The sequence below is a fragment of the Brevibacterium pityocampae genome (assembly GCF_039541555.1).
Classification (GTDB): domain Bacteria; phylum Actinomycetota; class Actinomycetes; order Actinomycetales; family Brevibacteriaceae; genus Brevibacterium; species Brevibacterium pityocampae.
The window spans coordinates 315,305-331,435 of sequence record NZ_BAABGL010000006.1 but is presented as its reverse complement, the minus strand read 5'-3'; the positions used below and the strand labels follow the sequence as shown (position 1 = coordinate 331,435).

12 protein-coding genes are annotated in these 16,131 nt (G+C 70.9%); 6 read left to right on the top strand and 6 right to left on the bottom strand.

Features of this window, described 5'->3' with window-relative positions; translation table 11 throughout:
- Positions 1 to 40: 40 nt before the first annotated feature.
- Complete coding sequence (locus ABD883_RS07605) at positions 41 to 1,789, top strand: hypothetical protein (RefSeq protein WP_345031134.1); 1,749 nt, start codon at positions 41 to 43, stop codon at positions 1,787 to 1,789.
- A gap of 28 nt (positions 1,790 to 1,817) precedes the next feature.
- Positions 1,818 to 2,786 (top strand): dephospho-CoA kinase, encoded by a 969-nt coding sequence (coaE, locus tag ABD883_RS07600; RefSeq protein WP_137319780.1) that lies wholly within the window; start codon positions 1,818 to 1,820, stop codon positions 2,784 to 2,786.
- On the opposite strand, the gene ABD883_RS07595 is transcribed toward coaE, so the two are convergent.
- Complete coding sequence (locus ABD883_RS07595; protein WP_137319779.1) at positions 2,767 to 3,210, bottom strand: OsmC family peroxiredoxin; 444 nt, start codon at positions 3,208 to 3,210, stop codon at positions 2,767 to 2,769. The genes coaE and ABD883_RS07595 overlap by 20 nt on opposite strands.
- 220 nt (positions 3,211 to 3,430) lie before the next feature.
- Here ABD883_RS07595 and ABD883_RS07590 point away from each other — a divergent pair, with 220 nt between their 5' ends.
- Positions 3,431 to 4,702 (top strand): ABC transporter substrate-binding protein, encoded by a 1,272-nt coding sequence (locus tag ABD883_RS07590; protein WP_247424830.1) that lies wholly within the window; start codon positions 3,431 to 3,433, stop codon positions 4,700 to 4,702.
- A gap of 111 nt (positions 4,703 to 4,813) precedes the next feature.
- Here ABD883_RS07590 and ABD883_RS07585 read toward each other — a convergent pair whose 3' ends face one another.
- The 4 genes from ABD883_RS07585 to ABD883_RS07570 all read right to left on the bottom strand — a co-directional run bounded on the left by ABD883_RS07585 (position 4,814) and on the right by ABD883_RS07570 (position 9,182).
- A complete protein-coding gene (locus ABD883_RS07585) occupies positions 4,814 to 5,659 on the bottom strand; it encodes an ABC transporter ATP-binding protein (RefSeq protein WP_295688877.1) in 846 nt (281 codons plus the stop codon).
- Positions 5,656 to 6,660 (bottom strand): ABC transporter ATP-binding protein, encoded by a 1,005-nt coding sequence (locus ABD883_RS07580; protein ID WP_345031174.1) that lies wholly within the window; start codon positions 6,658 to 6,660, stop codon positions 5,656 to 5,658. The genes ABD883_RS07585 and ABD883_RS07580 overlap by 4 nt, the downstream gene beginning before the upstream one ends.
- An 89-nt stretch (positions 6,661 to 6,749) precedes the next feature.
- The gene (locus ABD883_RS07575; protein ID WP_295688698.1) at positions 6,750 to 7,730 is read right to left on the bottom strand and encodes a branched-chain amino acid ABC transporter permease; all 981 of its coding nucleotides are present in this window, start codon (positions 7,728 to 7,730) and stop codon (positions 6,750 to 6,752) included.
- Positions 7,731 to 7,751: 21 nt separating this feature from the next.
- Positions 7,752 to 9,182, bottom strand: coding sequence for a branched-chain amino acid ABC transporter permease (locus ABD883_RS07570; protein ID WP_345031128.1), 1,431 nt, complete (start codon positions 9,180 to 9,182; stop codon positions 7,752 to 7,754).
- A 255-nt stretch (positions 9,183 to 9,437) separates the two neighbouring features.
- Between ABD883_RS07570 and uvrB the strand changes: the two genes are divergently transcribed.
- Together uvrB and ABD883_RS07560 are read left to right on the top strand one after the other, a co-directional pair.
- Positions 9,438 to 11,615 carry an excinuclease ABC subunit UvrB gene (uvrB, locus tag ABD883_RS07565; RefSeq protein ID WP_137319774.1) on the top strand — a complete coding sequence of 726 codons (2,178 nt, stop codon included), beginning with the start codon at positions 9,438 to 9,440 and terminating at the stop codon, positions 11,613 to 11,615.
- 265 nt (positions 11,616 to 11,880) lie between these two features.
- A complete protein-coding gene (locus tag ABD883_RS07560) occupies positions 11,881 to 13,137 on the top strand; it encodes a TerC family protein (protein ID WP_137319773.1) in 1,257 nt (418 codons plus the stop codon).
- Here ABD883_RS07560 and ABD883_RS07555 read toward each other — a convergent pair whose 3' ends face one another.
- Entirely contained in the window at positions 13,138 to 13,431 is a 294-nt protein-coding gene (locus ABD883_RS07555; RefSeq protein WP_295688704.1) for a YciI family protein, read from the bottom strand.
- Between the two features lie 105 nt (positions 13,432 to 13,536).
- Between ABD883_RS07555 and ABD883_RS07550 the strand changes: the two genes are divergently transcribed.
- The gene (locus tag ABD883_RS07550) at positions 13,537 to 16,053 is read left to right on the top strand and encodes a DEAD/DEAH box helicase (RefSeq protein ID WP_345031124.1); all 2,517 of its coding nucleotides are present in this window, start codon (positions 13,537 to 13,539) and stop codon (positions 16,051 to 16,053) included.
- The last annotated feature ends 78 nt before the right edge of the window (positions 16,054 to 16,131 follow it).

Here is a 16,131-nt window from a genome sequence, read left to right as displayed (position 1 = left end):
CCGGGGGCCCTTCGGCCGTCCCCGGCTCCCGCGCGGGCCGGTGCGCGCGTGGCTCCTCTACGCGCTCGTCCTCGTCCTCGCCTCGCTCACCGTGTTCGGCGAGGTCATCGCGCACCCGGGCACGCGGGTGTTCGCGGACAACGACGACACCTCGCTGTTCATCTGGTGGCTCGCCCACGCCGCCGACGTCGTCGCCGGCTGGTTCGGCCAGGGCTCGGGGGAGCGGCACCTCCTCTACTCGACCTCGATGCACCACCCGGCCGGGGTCAACGGCGGCTGGAACACCACCGTCCTCGGGCTCGCCCTGCCGCTCGTCCCGGTGACCTGGCTCGCCGGGCCCGTCGTCGCCTACAACCTCGCGATCATCGCCGCGCCGGTCGCCTCCGCGCTCGCCGCCGCCGCCCTCGTCCACCGCTTCGTGCCGCGTCTCCCGGCGTTCGTCGGCGGGTTCGCCTACGGCTTCTCCACCTACCTCGTGTCGCAGGCCTCGGGCCATCTCAACCTCGCATTCGCGGTCCTGCCGCCGCTCGTCGCGCTCGGCATCGTCGAGCTCCTGCGCACCGGTCCGCGCCGCCGCCCGGTGGTCACCGGCGTGTGGCTCGGGTGCGCGATCGGGTGGCAGTTCTACGTCTCGACCGAGCTCCTGGCCGGGACCTTCCTCGCCGCCGTGTGCCTGCTGCTCGCCATGCTCGTGTGCGCGCCGCGCATCCTCGCCCGCGCCGGCCTGCAGCTCCTCGGCGGGGGCCTGCTCGCCGCGGGCATCGCCGTGCTCATCGGCACGCCGCTGCTGCTCGCGATGTTCACCCTGCCCGGGGCGCCCGGGCAGACGATCCGTCCCCACGGCGTGTGGAACAACGACCTCCTCGACCCGCTGGTCCCCGGCGCCTACACGCTGCTCGGCGGCGGCCCCACCCCGATCCCGCGGCAGCTCGGCCTCGACCCATCCGAGATCGGCGGCTACACCGGGATCGTGTGGCTCGTCTGCGCTGCCCTCACGGTGCTCGCGCTGCACCGCTCGACGCGGTACGGCACGCTCGTGCGCGTCACCGCCCTCGCCGGCCTTCTCGTCTGGCTGCTGTCCATGGGCGCGCCGTGGTACGTGTGGGGCCGCCCGGTGTGGGAGCACACGCCGTTCCGTCTCGTCGAGCTGCTCCCCGTGCTCGGCAACGTGCTGCCGATGCGGCTCGCCGTCCACTCCACGCTCGCCCTCTCCGTGCTCCTCGCGCTCGGCCTGTGGCGGTGCCTGCGCAGCCCGCGCCCGGCCCTGCGCCGGCTCGGGCCGATCGCCGCGGCGCTGTCGCTGCTCCTCGTCGCCCCCGGGGCGGTGACCGCACGGCCGATCATCATCCCGGACTTCTACGCCGGCGCCTACGCCGAGGTCATCCCGGCGGGCTCGGTCGTCAAGACCCTGCCGCGGCCGGTGGCGATGGCGACCCCGCACGCCGACGAGGCGATGGTGTGGCAGGCGCTGACCGGGATGCACTACCGGGAGACCGGCGGCTACTTCATCGGCTCCACCCCGGAGAGCCCGATCATCTTCTCCGCGCCTGCGGACCCGCTCGACGCGGTGCTCGACGAGCACCGCGGCTCCCCGCTGCCCGACGGCGCCCGGCCGCGCGGTCGGGAGGCCGTCGACGCGCTGCGGGCCGCGGGCGTCGACTTCGTCGTCATCGCCGTCGACGGCGCCCACCTGCCGCACGAGGCCCTCGCGATCGCGCAGCACACCTCGCGGGCCGCCGGCGCCCCGTACCTCGAGATCGACGGCGTCTACCTCATCGATCTGCGCTGACCCATTGCACGCGGGATACGCTGGGGCCATGCTGCTCATCGGACTCACCGGCGGAATCGGCGCCGGCAAATCGACCGTCGCCCGTGTGCTCGAGCAGGCCGGGGCCGCGATCGTCGACGCCGACGCGATCGCCCGCGAGGTCGTCGCCCCCGGCGCGCCCGCGCTGCAGGAGCTCACCGCGGCGTTCGGGCCGGACATCCTCACTGACGAGGGTGCGCTCGACCGGCCCGCGCTGGCCGCCCTCGCCTTCGCCGACCCGGAGTCGACCCGGCGTCTCAACGCGATCATGCACCCCGCGATCGGGGAGCGCACCGCCGAGCGCGTCCGCGCGCACGCCGACCGGGAGCTCGTCGTCCACGACGTGCCGCTGCTCGTCGAGAACGGGATGTCCCCGCGCTACCACCTCGCGCTGCTCGTCGACGTGCCCGCCGCGGAGCGGCTCGAGCGGCTCGTCGGCTCCCGCGGGATGGACCGGGCCGACGCCGAGCGACGGATCGCCGCGCAGGCGAGCGACGCGGACCGCTATCGGGCCTGCGATGTCGTCATCGACAACGCGGGGGAGCAGGCTGCGACCGCCGCTGCCGTCGAGCGCCTCGTGGACGAGCGCCTGCTGCCCTTCTCCCGGAACCTCGCCGCCGCCCGCCCCGCGCCCCGGGAGCAGGCAGCGAGGAACGGCGCTCCGGAGGGTCCGCGCGAGCGTGCGTGGGCGGTCGAGCGCCTCACCGCCCGGATCCGTCACGCGTGTGCGGAGGCCGGCGTGGAGATCGAGTCCGTGGAGCGCACCGACGACGCGGCCGCCGGCGCGATCGCCCTCACCGCGGTGCCGGGCGCGGGGGAGTCGGAGGAGCGTTTCGGTGCCGCGCTGGGCGCGGCGGGCTTCCCGCCGGTCCCGGCGGGTGCGGCGGAGACGCCCGGACAGCAGTCCGCCCGGAGCCTGCATCGCAGTGCGGACCCCGGGCGGCCGGCCGATGTGGAGCTCAGCCGAGCGATGCGGTGAGGTGGATGTCGACGCCCTTGAGGGCCTTCGACACCGGGCAGTCCTTCTTCGCCTTCTGCGCGATCGTGTCGAAGTCCGCCGCCGACATCCCCGGCACCCGGCCGACGACGACGAGGTGGATGTCGGTGATGCCCTTCTCCGGGGAGAAGGAGACGTCGGCCCCGGTGGTGATCTCCTCCGGCGGGGTGCCGTTCTGTGCGAGCGCGTTCGACAGCGCCATCGAGTAGCAGGCGGAGTGCGCCGCCCCGATGAGCTCCTCCGGGTTCGTCACCCCGTTGATCGCGGTCTCGGCGCGGCCGGCCCAGGACAGGGTCATCGAGGCCGCGGCCGAGGAGTCGAGGGACACCGTGCCGGTGCCCTCTGCCAGGGTGCCGTGCCAGGTGGTGTGCGCCTTGGAGACGATCGCGTTCGCTGCGGGGGCCATGGGGTTCCTCGTTCCTTCGAGTCGGGATGTGCGGGGTCGGCGACCCTGAATGGAGTCTACTGGGCAGGACTCGTGGAGGCCTCCCGGCGGCCCCGGATGTAACGGGTGTGAAAATTTCCTCCGTGTCGGGCCCCGCGCGGGTCGAATGTGTGGTGATATTCATCACATCCCCTGCGGGGGCTGACATGGGCACGGCGCCCGTGATCGAAGGAGGCTGAACATGGCTGTGACACAGCGGACGAGGCGTGCAGCGCGTCTCTCGGCATCGGTGGCGATGGGCGCAGTGGTCGCTCTCGTCGCCACGGCGTGCGCGACGGGCGGGGGCTCGGAGGGATCCGGCGGCGAATCGGGCGGCGGAGGCGAGGGCGGAGCGCTGAAGATCGGCACCCTGCTGCCGCAGACCGGTGCGCTCGCGTTCCTCGGACCCCCGGAGATCGCCGGGGTCGACCTCGCGATGAAGGAGATCAACGAGGCCGGCGGCATCAACGGCGAGGACGTGGAGATCATCCACCGCGACTCCGGCGACACGACGACGAACCTCGCGACGCAGTCGACGACGGACCTCCTCAACCAGGACGTGTCGGCGGTCGTCGGACCCGCCTCGTCCGGTGTGGCGAAGACGGTGATCAACCAGATCACCGGCGCCGGTGTCATCCAGTTCTCCCCGGCGAACACCTCGCCGGACTTCACCGACTGGGACGACGACGGCTTCTACTGGCGGACCGCGCCCTCGGACGTGCTCCAGGGCCAGGTGCTCGGGAACTTCATGGTGTCCCAGGGCGCCTCGAACATCGGGATGATCGTCCTCAACGATGCCTACGGCACCGGTCTGGCCGCGAACATCCGTGAGACCGTCGAGGCCGCCGGCGGCACCATCGCCGTCGAGTCGATGTTCAACGAGGGAGATTCGCAGTTCACCTCGCAGGTCGACGAGGTCGTCGGGGCGGACCCGGATGCGATCGCGGTGATCACCTTCGACCAGGCGAAGTCGATCGTGCCGCTGCTGACCTCGAAGGGGATCAGCGCGGACCAGCTGTACTTCGTCGACGGCAACATCGCGGACTACAGCGCGGACTTCGATCCCGGCACCCTCGAGGGCGCCTACGGCACGCAGCCCGGCTCGTTCGCGCAGGACGACTTCAAGGAGCGGCTGGCGGAGGTCGACGACGCGCTCACCGTGTGGAACTACGCGGGCGAGTCCTACGACGCCACCGTGCTCCTCGCGCTCGCCGCGGCGCAGGCGGGGTCGACCGACCCGGCCGCGATCCGCGACGAGCTCCAGGCGGTGTCGCGCGACGGCGAGAAGTGCACCGAGGTCGCGCAGTGCCTCGAGCTCATCGAGGCCGGCACCGACATCGACTACGACGGCATCTCCGGACCGGTGACGATGTCGGAGAACGGCGATGTCACCGAGGCGACGATGGGCATCTACAAGTTCGACGGCGAGAACCGCCCGCAGCCGGACATGGAGGAGCAGGGCTCGCTCGAATGAGTCCGCGCCTCCTGCGGGAGCACATCTGAGCACAGCGGGTGTGGCGGCCGTCGATCCGACGGCCGCCCCTCTCGTGTGCGCCGTGCGCGTGTGCGCTCAGTGCTCGTGTGCTCAGTGCGGACCGGGCTGCGTCCCCGGCGCCGCGCCTGCCGCCGTGCCGTGGTCCGGGCCGTGGTCCTTCCCGTCGACCTTCTCGGCGAGGTCGCCGAGGTAGAGCTCGATGACCTTGGGGTCGCCCAGGAGATCCCGGCCGGTCCCGGTGTGCGAATCGCGGCCCTGGTCGAGCACGTAGCCGCGGTCGCAGATCTGCAGGCAGCGCCGCGCGTTCTGCTCGACCATGATGACGCACACCCCGGCCCGGTTGATCTCGTGGACGCGGAGGAACGCCTCGTCCTGCTTGACCGGGGACAGGCCCGCCGAGGGCTCGTCGAGGAGGAGCACGGCGGGATCCATCATGAGCGCGCGCGCCATCGCGACCATCTGCCGCTCGCCGCCGGACAGCGAGCCGGCCCGCTGGGTGCGGCGCCGGCCGAGCTCGGGGAACAGCGTCGTGACGTAGTCGAAGCGCTCGTCGAACTGCTTCGAGCGCAGATAGATCCCCATCTGCAGGTTCTCCTCCACCGTCAGGGTGGTGAAGACGTTCTCCGTCTGCGGGACGAAGCCGAGCCCGCGCTTGACGAGGACGTTGGCCTTGAGCCCGGTGAGGTCCTCCCCGCGCACCCGCACGGTGCCGGAGTGGACCTTGACGAGGCCGAACATCGCCTTGAGCAGCGTCGACTTGCCGGCGCCGTTGGGGCCGATGATGCCGATGAGCTCGCCCGGCCGGGCCTCGATGCTGCACCCGTTGAGGATGTTGACCCCGGGCAGGTAGCCGGCGACGAGGTCGGTGACGGTGACGACCGGCTCCCCGGCAGTGTCCGGGCCCGGTGTCTGGGCGGTGTGCGGTGCGGCGGTCATGGGGTGTCCTTCGGGTCGGTGGGGGAGGCGGGCGGCTCGCCGGCGGGGTCCTCGCCGGCGGGGTCCTCGCCGGCGGGGTCCTCGCCGGCGGGGTCCTCGCCGGCGGTGCCGACGACGGATTCCTCGTCCTGTGCGAGGCTGTGCTCGAGCGCGGCCACCCCGGCGGAGTCGCCGAGGTCGACGTCGTGGTGGGCGCCGAGGTAGGCGTCGATGACGGCCGCGTCCTGCATCACGGTGTCCGGCGGGCCCTCGGCCACGATCCGGCCCTCGGCCATGACGATGACCCAGTCGGCGATGTGCCGGACCATGTGCATGTCGTGCTCGACGAAGAGGACGGTCATGCCCTCGGCCTTGAGGTTGATGATGTGGTCGAGGAGCGACTGCTTGAGCGCCGGGTTGACGCCGGCCATCGGCTCGTCGAGCATGACGAGCACCGGGTCGGTCATGAGCGCGCGCGCCATCTCGAGGAGCTTGCGCTGGCCGCCGGACATGCTCGCGGCGTAGTCCTCGCGCTTCGCGTCGAGCTTGAACCGGCGCAGCAGGTCATCGGCCCGCTCGGTGATCTCGGCCTCGCGCCTGCGCCACAGCCACGGGAGGAGAGCGGTGTGGATCCGCTCCCCGGGCTGCCGCGACCCGCCCAGGCGCATGTTCTCGATCACCGAGAGCTTCCCGAGCACCTTGGTGAGCTGGAAGGTCCGCACCATGCCGAGGCGCGCCACCCGGTGCGGCCGCATCCCGGCGAGCGGGTGCCCGTCGAACGACCAGGTGCCGGACTGCGGGGTGTCGAATCCGGTGAGGAGGTTGAACAGGGTGGTCTTGCCGGCGCCGTTCGGGCCGATGAGCGCGGTGATCTTGTGGCGCGGGATCTCCACGTGGTCGACGTCGACGGCGGTGATCGCCCCGTACCGGCGGGTGATCGAGTCGCCGACGATGATCGGGTCGCGCTTCGCGCAGCCCGGCCCGGAGGCGTCCCCGGCGACGATCGGGCGCTCGTCGAGCATGTACTCGCTCGTCGTCCAGTGCGCGTACTCGTCGGGGTGCGCTCCGGTCCCGGCGTCGGGCCCGGGGCGCGGGGTGTCGGTCTGGGCGTTCACGAGAACACCAGCTCCTTCCGGTTGCCGAGGATGCCCTGCGGCCTGAAGATCATGAGCATCATGAGCGCGACGCCCACGAGGATGTAGCGGAGCTGACCGGCCTGCACGGTGGTGATGAACGTCACCGTGCCGGACTCGACGAGCCCGGTGAGGATGCCCTGGGTGAGCGAGAGCACGACCCAGAAGATCATCGCGCCGAGGATCGGGCCGAGCACGGTCGTCATGCCGCCGAGCAGCAGGCAGGTCCAGAGGAAGAACGTCAGCTCGGTGCCGAAGTTCGCCGGCTGCACCGACCCGGTGTTGAGGACGAAGATCATGCCGGCCAGGCTGCCGAGCACGCCGCCGAGCATGAGCGCCTGCATCTTGTACGAGAAGACGTTCTTGCCGAGCGAGCGGACCGCGTCCTCGTCCTCGCGGATGCCCTTGAGCACGCGGCCCCAGGGGGAGCGCATGAGGAGCCAGATGAGGACCGCGCAGAGGACGACCACGGCCCAGGACACGATGAGCATCCACAGCGTGCGCGAGGAGATCACGGTGAAGCCGAGCGAGTAGCTGCCCGACGGGATCGGGCTGAGGTCGTAGAACCCGCCCTCGAAGGCGGCGAGTCCGTTGGCGGAGCCGGTGACGTCGGTGAGCTCGTTCGTCGTCACGACGTAGCGGATGATCTCCGCCGCCGCGATCGTGACGATCGCGAGGTAGTCGGCGCGCAGCCGCAGCGTCGGGATGCCGAGCAGCGCGGCGAGCGCGAGCGAGCACACGAGGGCGACGAGGAACGCCGCCCACAGCGGGGCGCCGAAGGTGAGGACCGCGATCGCGAAGCCGTAGGCGCCGACGGCCATGAAGCCCGCCTGGCCGAAGTTGAGCAGGCCCGCGTAGCCGAAGTGCACGGCGAGGCCGAGCGCGCCGAGCGCGTAGGCGGCGGTGATGGGGTTGAAGAACTCCCACAGGGCGTTGGTGAGGATGCTGGAGAAATCCATGATGATGACCTCGGACCGGCGTCAGCCGATCCTCTCCTTTCGTCCCAGGATCCCCTGGGGTCGGAACACCAGGACGAGGATCATGATGACCAGCGCGCCCACGTACTTGAGGTCCGCCGACAGCCAGATCGTCGAGATCTCGACGAAGATCCCCACGATGAGCGAGCCGACGAGCGCCCCGAACACCGTGCCGAGACCGCCGAGCGTGACCGCGGCGAACATCATGAGGAGGATCTGCTGGCCCATGTTGAAGGTGACGCCGGGCCGGTAGTACGCGTAGAGGATGCCGCCGAGCGCGGCGAGCGCGGCGCCGGTGATCCAGATGATCCGGATCACCCGGTCGACGTCGATGCCCGAGGCCGAGGCGAGCGCCGGGTTGTCGGCCACCGCGCGGGTCGCCTTGCCGATCTTCGACTTCATGAGGAGCAGGGAGACGATGATGACGACGGCGAGCGCGACGAGCATCGACACGAGGTTGTTCCGCGTGATCGAGAACGGGCCGAGGTCGAACACCGGGCCCTGCGCGTACGGGAGCTGGCGGGTCGAGCCGCCGAAGAAGAACTGGAGGATGTAGCGCACCGTCAGCGCGAAGCCGATCGACACGATCATCATCGGCACGAGTCCGGCGCGCCGGCGGCGCAGCGGCCGCCACAGGAGCGTGTCGTTGAGGTAGCCGTAGAGGCCGCCGCCGGCGACCGCGGCGATGATCGCCAGCCACATCGGCAGGCCGAGCGCGGCGAACGCGAAGGCGAGCACCGCGCCGAGGGTGACCGTCTCGCCGTGGGAGAAGTTGTTGAGCCCGGTGGTGCCGAGGATGAGGTTGAGGCCCACCGAGCACAGCGCGAGGATGAGGCCGAAGGTCAGGCCCGCGAGCGCGCGCTCGCCGAGCACGACGCCGAAGGCGCGGCCGCCGGTGCCGGTGTCCGTGGTGGTGCCCGGCGCCGCGGTCTCCCCGGCGGTCGGCGGGGAGGAGGGCACCGCGGTGGTGTCGTCGGCGCCCGAGGGGGCCGGGGCCGCCGCGGCACCGCCGCCGGCGCCGAACTGGAAGATCACCCCGGCGCGCGTTGTGTTGCCGAAGGACACCTCCCGCGGGTTCTCCTGGCCGTCGGCGAGGCTCACCCCGTCGGGGAGCGTCGACTCGTCGAGCTCGACGGAGTACGTGCCCTTGGCGGGCACCTCGATCTGCCAGCGGCCGTCGTCCTCGGAGGTGGTCTCGACGGTGCCGGCGTCGCCGGTCGCGGTGATCCGGACGCCGGCGAGGGGTTCGCCCTCGTTCCGCAGCGAGCCGGAGATCACCGGGGCGGTGCCGCCGGCGAGGGTGTCGGTGGCGGCGACGGCGGATGCCGCCGCGGGGCCGGCGAGGAACCCGCCGAGGATCGCCAGCAGCCCGAGGGCGAGCGCGACGAGTGCCGTCCGCTTCCACCTGGGCCGACGCACGAGATCGTGTGTCACGGTATGTGCCTTCCTGGTCCACGCGCCCCGGCTCACTTCGGTGTGATGTGAGTCACAGGACAGGTGCTGAACTGGATTATGGCACACGGAACGTTTCGCGCCGTTTTCCGGCGGATCACGACTTGGCATCGGCCCCGCGGCAGGTGCGGCCGGGGTGCGCGCGACCGGTGGGGAGCCTCGTGCGGAGCGTCGTGCAGAGCGTCGTGCCAAGGGCTGTGCCGGGGGAGTGTCCGAGCCCGGCGGTAGGGTGCTCCTATGAGCTCCGCCGACGCCCCCACGCCCCCCGACACCCGCCCGCGGACCGCGCCCGAGCGTCCGGTCCCGCGGATCGGCCACCGGCCCGAGGTCGAGCGCTCGGTGGCGCCCTTCGAGGTCGTCAGCGAGTACTCGCCGGCCGGCGACCAGCCCGCCGCGATCGCGGAGATCGCCCGCCGCCTCGACGCCGGCGAGAAGGACGTCGTGCTCCTCGGCGCCACCGGCACCGGCAAGTCGGCGACCACCGCCTGGCTCATCGAGCAGGTCCAGCGGCCCACCCTGATCATGGCGCCGAACAAGACGCTCGCCGCGCAGCTCGCCAACGAGTTCCGCCAGCTCCTGCCGCACAACGCGGTCGAGTACTTCGTGTCGTACTACGACTACTACCAGCCGGAGGCCTACGTCCCGCAGACGGACACCTTCATCGAGAAGGACTCCTCGGTCAACGACGAGGTCGAGCGGCTCCGCCACTCGGCGACGAACTCGCTGCTCACCCGCCGCGACGTCGTCGTGGTGTCCACGGTGTCCTGCATCTACGGCCTCGGCACCCCGGAGGAGTACGTCGATCGGATGGTCTCGCTGCGGGTGGGACAGGAATGGGACCGCGATGCCCTGCTCAAGCGCTTCGTGTCGATGCAGTACGCGCGCAACGACCTCGCCTTCACCCGCGGCACCTTCCGCGTGCGCGGGGACACGGTGGAGATCATCCCGCAGTACGAGGAGCTCGCGCTGCGGATCGAGTTCTTCGGCGACGAGATCGAGGCGCTCTACACCCTCCACCCGCTCACCGGGGAGATCGTGCGCGAGGAGGAGATCGTCCACATCTTCCCGGCGAGCCACTACGTCGCCGGGGAGAACCGGATGGGCCGGGCGATCTCCGACATCGAGCACGAGCTCCAGGAGCGGCTCGCCGAGCTCGAGGCGCAGAACAAGCTCCTCGAGGCGCAGCGCCTCAAGATGCGCACCTCCTACGATCTCGAGATGATGCAGTCGATGGGCTTCACCTCCGGGATCGAGAACTACTCCCGCCACATCGACGGGCGCGCTCCGGGCACCGCCCCCAACTGCCTCCTCGACTACTTCCCGGAGGACTTCCTCCTCGTCATCGACGAGAGCCACGTCACCGTGCCGCAGATCGGCGGCATGTACGAGGGCGACATGTCGCGCAAGCGCACGCTCGTCGAGCACGGCTTCCGGCTCCCGAGCGCGCTCGACAACCGGCCGCTGAAGTTCGACGAGTTCCTCGACCGGGTGGGCCAGGCGGTGTACCTGTCCGCGACGCCGGGGGACTTCGAGCTCGAGCGCGGCGACGGGGTGGTCGAGCAGATCATCCGGCCCACCGGCCTCGTCGACCCGAAGGTCGTCGTCAAGCCCACGCGCGGCCAGATCGACGACCTCCTCGCGGAGATCCGCGACCGCGTCGAGCGCGACGAGCGGGTGCTCGTCACCACCCTGACGAAGAAGATGGCCGAGGACCTCACCGATTACCTCCTCGAGCACGAGGTCAAGGTCCAGTACCTCCACTCCGACGTCGACACCCTGCGCCGGGTCGAGCTCCTCACCGAGCTCCGGGCCGGCGAGTTCGACGTGCTCGTCGGCATCAACCTCCTGCGCGAGGGCCTCGACCTGCCCGAGGTGTCGCTCGTCGCGATCCTCGACGCGGACAAGGAGGGCTTCCTCCGCTCGGGCAAGTCGCTCATCCAGACGATCGGGCGCGCGGCGCGCAACGTGCGCGGCGAGGTCCACATGTACGCCGACACGATCACCCCGTCGATGCGATTCGCGATCGACGAGACCGACCGCCGGCGCGAGATCCAGATCGCCTACAACACCGAGCACGGGATCGACCCGAAGCCGCTGCTCAAGAAGATCGCCGACATCACCGAGCGGCTCCAGCGCGAGGACGAGGACACCCGTGAGCTCCTCACCGAGTTCGACTACGGCAAGGGCCGGCGCGGCTACAACGCGACCCTGACGGACGAGCAGCGCGGCCGCGCGGCCGACGGGGGCTCGCTGCGCCCGCCCGCGGCGGACCTCGCCGAGCTCATCGCCGGGCTCACCGACCAGATGCACACCGCGGCCGCGGAGCTCCAGTTCGAGCTCGCCGCGCGGCTCCGCGACGAGCTCGCCGATCTCAAGAAGGAGCTGCGCCAGATGCAGCGGGAGGGACACGGCTGAGCCGCCGGCGCGCCGGGGGCTGAACGACGGGCCCGGCCGACTGCGCTACACTGACTCCTGCTGTTGATGAGGGAGTATCCTCAACGCTGCGTCCGTCAGCACGCTCCCGTCCGCACGGGGGCCGGATGCAGAGGCCTGGCGGGTGCGCGCTGCACCGCAGGCGGAGAGACTCGTGGCGGCCGACCTCATGGCGTCCTGCGCACCGCACCCCTCCCTGCGGCCGCGCGCCGGGCGCCTCCCCGCTACGGAAAGGCACGGCTCCGGCATGGAGATCACCTGGGTGACCTGGACGGTGACGATCATCGTCATCGCCGCGCTCCTCGCATTCGACTACATCTTCCACGTGCGCAAGGCGCACACCCCGACGATCCGCGAGGCCGCGGTGTGGTCGGCGATCTACGTCGGCCTCGCGCTCGTCTTCGGACTCGTGTTCTTCGCCCTCGGCGACACCGCGCACGCGGTGGAGTACTACGCCGGCTACCTCACGGAGAAGGCGCTGAGCGTCGACAACCTCTTCGTGTTCCTCGTCATCATGGCGAGCTTCCAGGTGCCGCGCGACTACCAGCAGAAGGTGCTCCTCTTCGGCATCACCTTCGCGCTCATCACCCGCACCGTGTTCATCCTCATCGGCGCGGTCGCGATCGAGATGTGGTCCGACGTCTTCTACCTGTTCGGGCTCTTCCTCATCCTCATCGCCGGCCAGCAGCTCAAGGGCGAGCTCACCGGCGACAAGGAGGACGACGAGGCCGACAACATCATGGTGCGGATGGCGAAGAAGTTCCTTCCCGCCTCCGACACCTACGACGGGGACAAGCTGTTCACCGTGGAGAACGGCAAGAAGGTGCTCACCCCGATGTTCCTCGTCATGGTGGCGATCGGCGCGACGGACATCCTCTTCGCCTTCGACTCGATCCCCGCGATCTACGGCCTCACCCAGGAGCCCTACATCGTGTTCGCGGCGACGGCGTTCTCGCTCATGGGCCTGCGCCAGCTCTACTTCCTCATCGACGGGCTGCTCGACCGCCTCGTCTACCTCGCCTACGGCCTCGCCGCAGTGCTCGGCTTCATCGGCATCAAGCTCATCCTCCACGCGCTCCACGAGAACAACCTGCCGTTCATCAACGACGGCGAGAACGTGCCGGTCGCCGAGGTCCCCACGACGACCTCGCTGCTCGTCATCGTTGCGATCCTCGGGATCACCGTCGTCGCCTCGCTGCTGAGCCCCAAGGGCCGCGCGCTGCGCGCCCTGCAGAACGCCGAGCGCTACTCGCACCGCTACACCGTGCTGCCCGAGAGCGCGAGCGCCGAGGAGCGGTCGCAGGCGGAGCAGCTCATGGACCGCTGGACGCAGGAGGCCGAGGGTGTCGACCAGAAATGGCGCGACAAGCTCCTCGACCACAAGGACAAGTATTCGCGGATCATCCGGACCGCGCACGAGGCGCGCCTCGCCGCCGCCGCACAGCGGGGCGACGACGCCGCGGTGTCGCGCCGGATCGTCGAGCAGGACGGGCCGAGCGTCTGATCAGCCCTGCGGGGCGAAGGGCCCGAACACGGGGTTCCAGGTGCGGATGGTCGTCGCCGCGATGACGTCCTCGGCCGCGTACGGGTCCTGCGTGAGGATGTCGACGATGTTCGCCCGCTCGGCGGCGGACAGGATGAGCAGCCCTCCCGGGGTGTCGTCGTCCTCGAGCGGACCGGAGGCGAGCAGCACCCCCGATTCGAGCAGGTGCGCCTGCCAGGCGCGGTGCGCCGGTCGGGCCGCCATCCGGCGCTCGGTGTCGGGGCCGTACTCGTAGGTGACAGCGAAGATCGCCATGTGCTTCTCCAGTCCGGGAGTGGGGAATAATCGGCAGGTGGGCGCCGGTTGTACCACCCGGTGCCCGCACCGCCAGTCTAGACGCCGCCCACGGAAGGAACCCACGTGCCACGCCTGCCGGAGATCCCCGCGGAGTTCGCGGACCCGGACACCGTCCACGAAGCCTTCCTCGACCACTGCAGCGCGCTCGGCATCACCCTCTACCCGGCCCAGGAGGAGGCGGTGCTCGCCGCGGTCACCGGCGACAACACGATCGTCGCCACCCCGACGGGCTCCGGCAAGAGCATGGTCGCGCTCGCCGCGCTGTTCTCCGGGCTGAGCACCGGGCGGCGCAGCTACTACACGGCTCCCATCAAGGCGCTGGTGAGCGAGAAGTTCTTCGCCCTGACCGAGGCGCTCGGACCGGAGAACGTCGGCATGGTGACCGGCGACTCCGCCGTCAACCCCGATGCGCCGATCATCTGCGCGACCGCGGAGATCCTCGCGAACCAGGCGCTGCGCGAGGGTGCGCTGCTCGACGTCGGGATGGTCGTCATGGACGAGTTCCACTACTTCGCCGACCCGCAGCGCGGCTGGGCCTGGCAGGTCCCGCTGCTCCTCATGCCGCAGGCGCAGTTCGTCCTCATGTCGGCCACCCTCGGCGACGTGTCCCGGATCGCCGGCGACCTCGAGGAGCGCACCGGCCGGCCCACCACCCTCGTGACCTCGGTCGATCGCCCGGTTCCGCTCGAGTTCGAGTACTCCGTCGAACCCCTCCACGAGGCGCTCCACGCCCTCGTGCGGCGCGGTCGCGCCCCCGTCTACGTCGTGTCCTTCGCGCAGGCGCAGGCCGTCGAGCTCGCCGGCTCGATCGTCAGCGCGAACCTCACCACGCGGGAGGAGCGGGCGGCGATCACCGCCGAGATCAGCGGCTTCCGGTTCGGCGCCGGATTCGGCACCGTCCTCAAGCGCCTGCTGGCGCACGGCGTCGGCGTGCACCACGCCGGCATGCTCCCGAAGTACCGCAGGCTCGTCGAGCAGCTCGCCTCCGCCGGGCTCCTCAAGGTCATCTCCGGCACCGACACCCTCGGGGTGGGCATCAACGTGCCGATCCGGACCGTGCTCTTCACCGGTCTGACGAAGTTCGACGGGCGGCGCATGCGCCGCCTCCACGTCCGCGAGTTCCAGCAGATCGCCGGGCGCGCCGGCCGCGCCGGGTACGACACCGTGGGCTACGTCGTCGTGCAGGCCCCCGAGCACGTCATCGAGAACACGAAGGCCCTCGCGAAGGCCGGGGACGACCCGAAGAAGCGCCGGAAGGTGACGAAGAAGCAGCCCCCGGCGGGCTTCGTGTCGTGGTCGGAGAAGACCTTCGAGCACCTGACGACCGGCCGGCCGGAGGAGCTCACCTCGCGGATGCGGATCACGCATGCGACGATCATCAACCTGCTGTCCCGGCCGGGTGCGGGCGTGCGCACGATCGCCGATTTCATCGCCTCGACCCATGACACCCCGGAGGCGCAGCTCGACATGCGCCTGCGCGCCCTCCACATCGGGCGCGCGCTCCTCACCGCCGGCGTCATCTCCCGCACCGTCGACGACGACGGGCGGGTGAGCTTCCGACCGCAGACCGACCTCGGGCCGCACTTCGCGCTCAACCAGCCGCTGTCGCCCTTCGCCCATGCCGCGCTCGAGCTCTTCGACCGCGAGTCCCCGGACTACGCGATGGACGTGCTGAGCATCATCGAGGCGACGACCACGATCCAGTACGCGATCCTGCGCGGCCAGCTCGACCGGATCAAGCGCGACGAGCTCGGTGCGCTCAAGGCCGAGGGCGTCGAGTACGAGGAGCGGATGGCCGTCCTCGACGAGCTGACCTACCCGCAGCCGAACGCCGAGGTGCTCACCGCGGCCTTCGACGCCTACGCCGAGACCGCGCCGTGGGTCCGGGAGATCGGGATCGAGCCGAAGTCGGTCGTCGGCGACATGCTCACGCAGGCGATGAATTTCAGCCAGTTCGTCGCCTACTACGGGCTCGCCCGCGTCGAGGGCGGCCTGCTGCGCTACCTCACGGACGTCTTCCGGGCGCTCGTGCAGAACGTCCCGACCGAGGCGCAGACGCCGGAGCTCGAGCAGATCACGGCGTGGCTCGGGGACCTCATCGGACGCGTCGACTCGAGCCTGCTCGAGGAGTGGGAGGCCCTGCGGAACCCGGAGGACCCGGGCCAGGAGAGCCTGCTGCCGCCGCTCGACACCCGGCTGTCGGCCGACGCCCACCGCTTCACCCGGCTCATCCGCAACACGATGTTCCACCGCGTGCTGCTCGCCGAGCGGGCCGACTACGCCCGGCTCGGCGAACTCGACGGCGCGAGCGGCTGGAACCAGCAGGCCTGGGAGGACGCGATCGAGGACTACTACGCCGAGTACGGTGAGCTCGGCATCGACGGCGACGCCCGCAGCGCCGCGCTCGTCGACATCACCCCGGGTCCGGACCACTGGGAGGTGCGACAGGTGTTCGCCGATCCCCGCGGGGACAGGGACTGGGCGATCACCGCCCGCGTCGACGTCGCGGCGAGCGACGAGGCGGACGAGGTCGTCGTCGAGGTGCTCGACGTGGGGCCGATGGCCCCGGCCGGCACCTGAGCGGTCGCGACCGGCATGACGACGGTACACACGATGACGAGGGGGACGCGGGCGGCGCAGGACCCGTGTCCGAGGAGG

Coding starts and splice junctions, on each gene's coding strand:
- coaE (WP_137319780.1), top strand. CDS start 1,818: ATGCTGCTCATCGGACTCACCGGCGGAATCGGCGCCGGCAAATCGACC.
- ABD883_RS07595 (WP_137319779.1), bottom strand. CDS start 3,210: ATGGCCCCCGCAGCGAACGCGATCGTCTCCAAGGCGCACACCACCTGG.
- ABD883_RS07590 (WP_247424830.1), top strand. CDS start 3,431: ATGGCTGTGACACAGCGGACGAGGCGTGCAGCGCGTCTCTCGGCATCG.
- ABD883_RS07585 (WP_295688877.1), bottom strand. CDS start 5,659: ATGACCGCCGCACCGCACACCGCCCAGACACCGGGCCCGGACACTGCC.
- ABD883_RS07580 (WP_345031174.1), bottom strand. CDS start 6,660: ATGCTCGACGAGCGCCCGATCGTCGCCGGGGACGCCTCCGGGCCGGGC.
- ABD883_RS07575 (WP_295688698.1), bottom strand. CDS start 7,730: ATGGATTTCTCCAGCATCCTCACCAACGCCCTGTGGGAGTTCTTCAAC.
- uvrB (WP_137319774.1), top strand. CDS start 9,438: ATGAGCTCCGCCGACGCCCCCACGCCCCCCGACACCCGCCCGCGGACC.
- ABD883_RS07560 (WP_137319773.1), top strand. CDS start 11,881: ATGGAGATCACCTGGGTGACCTGGACGGTGACGATCATCGTCATCGCC.
- ABD883_RS07555 (WP_295688704.1), bottom strand. CDS start 13,431: ATGGCGATCTTCGCTGTCACCTACGAGTACGGCCCCGACACCGAGCGC.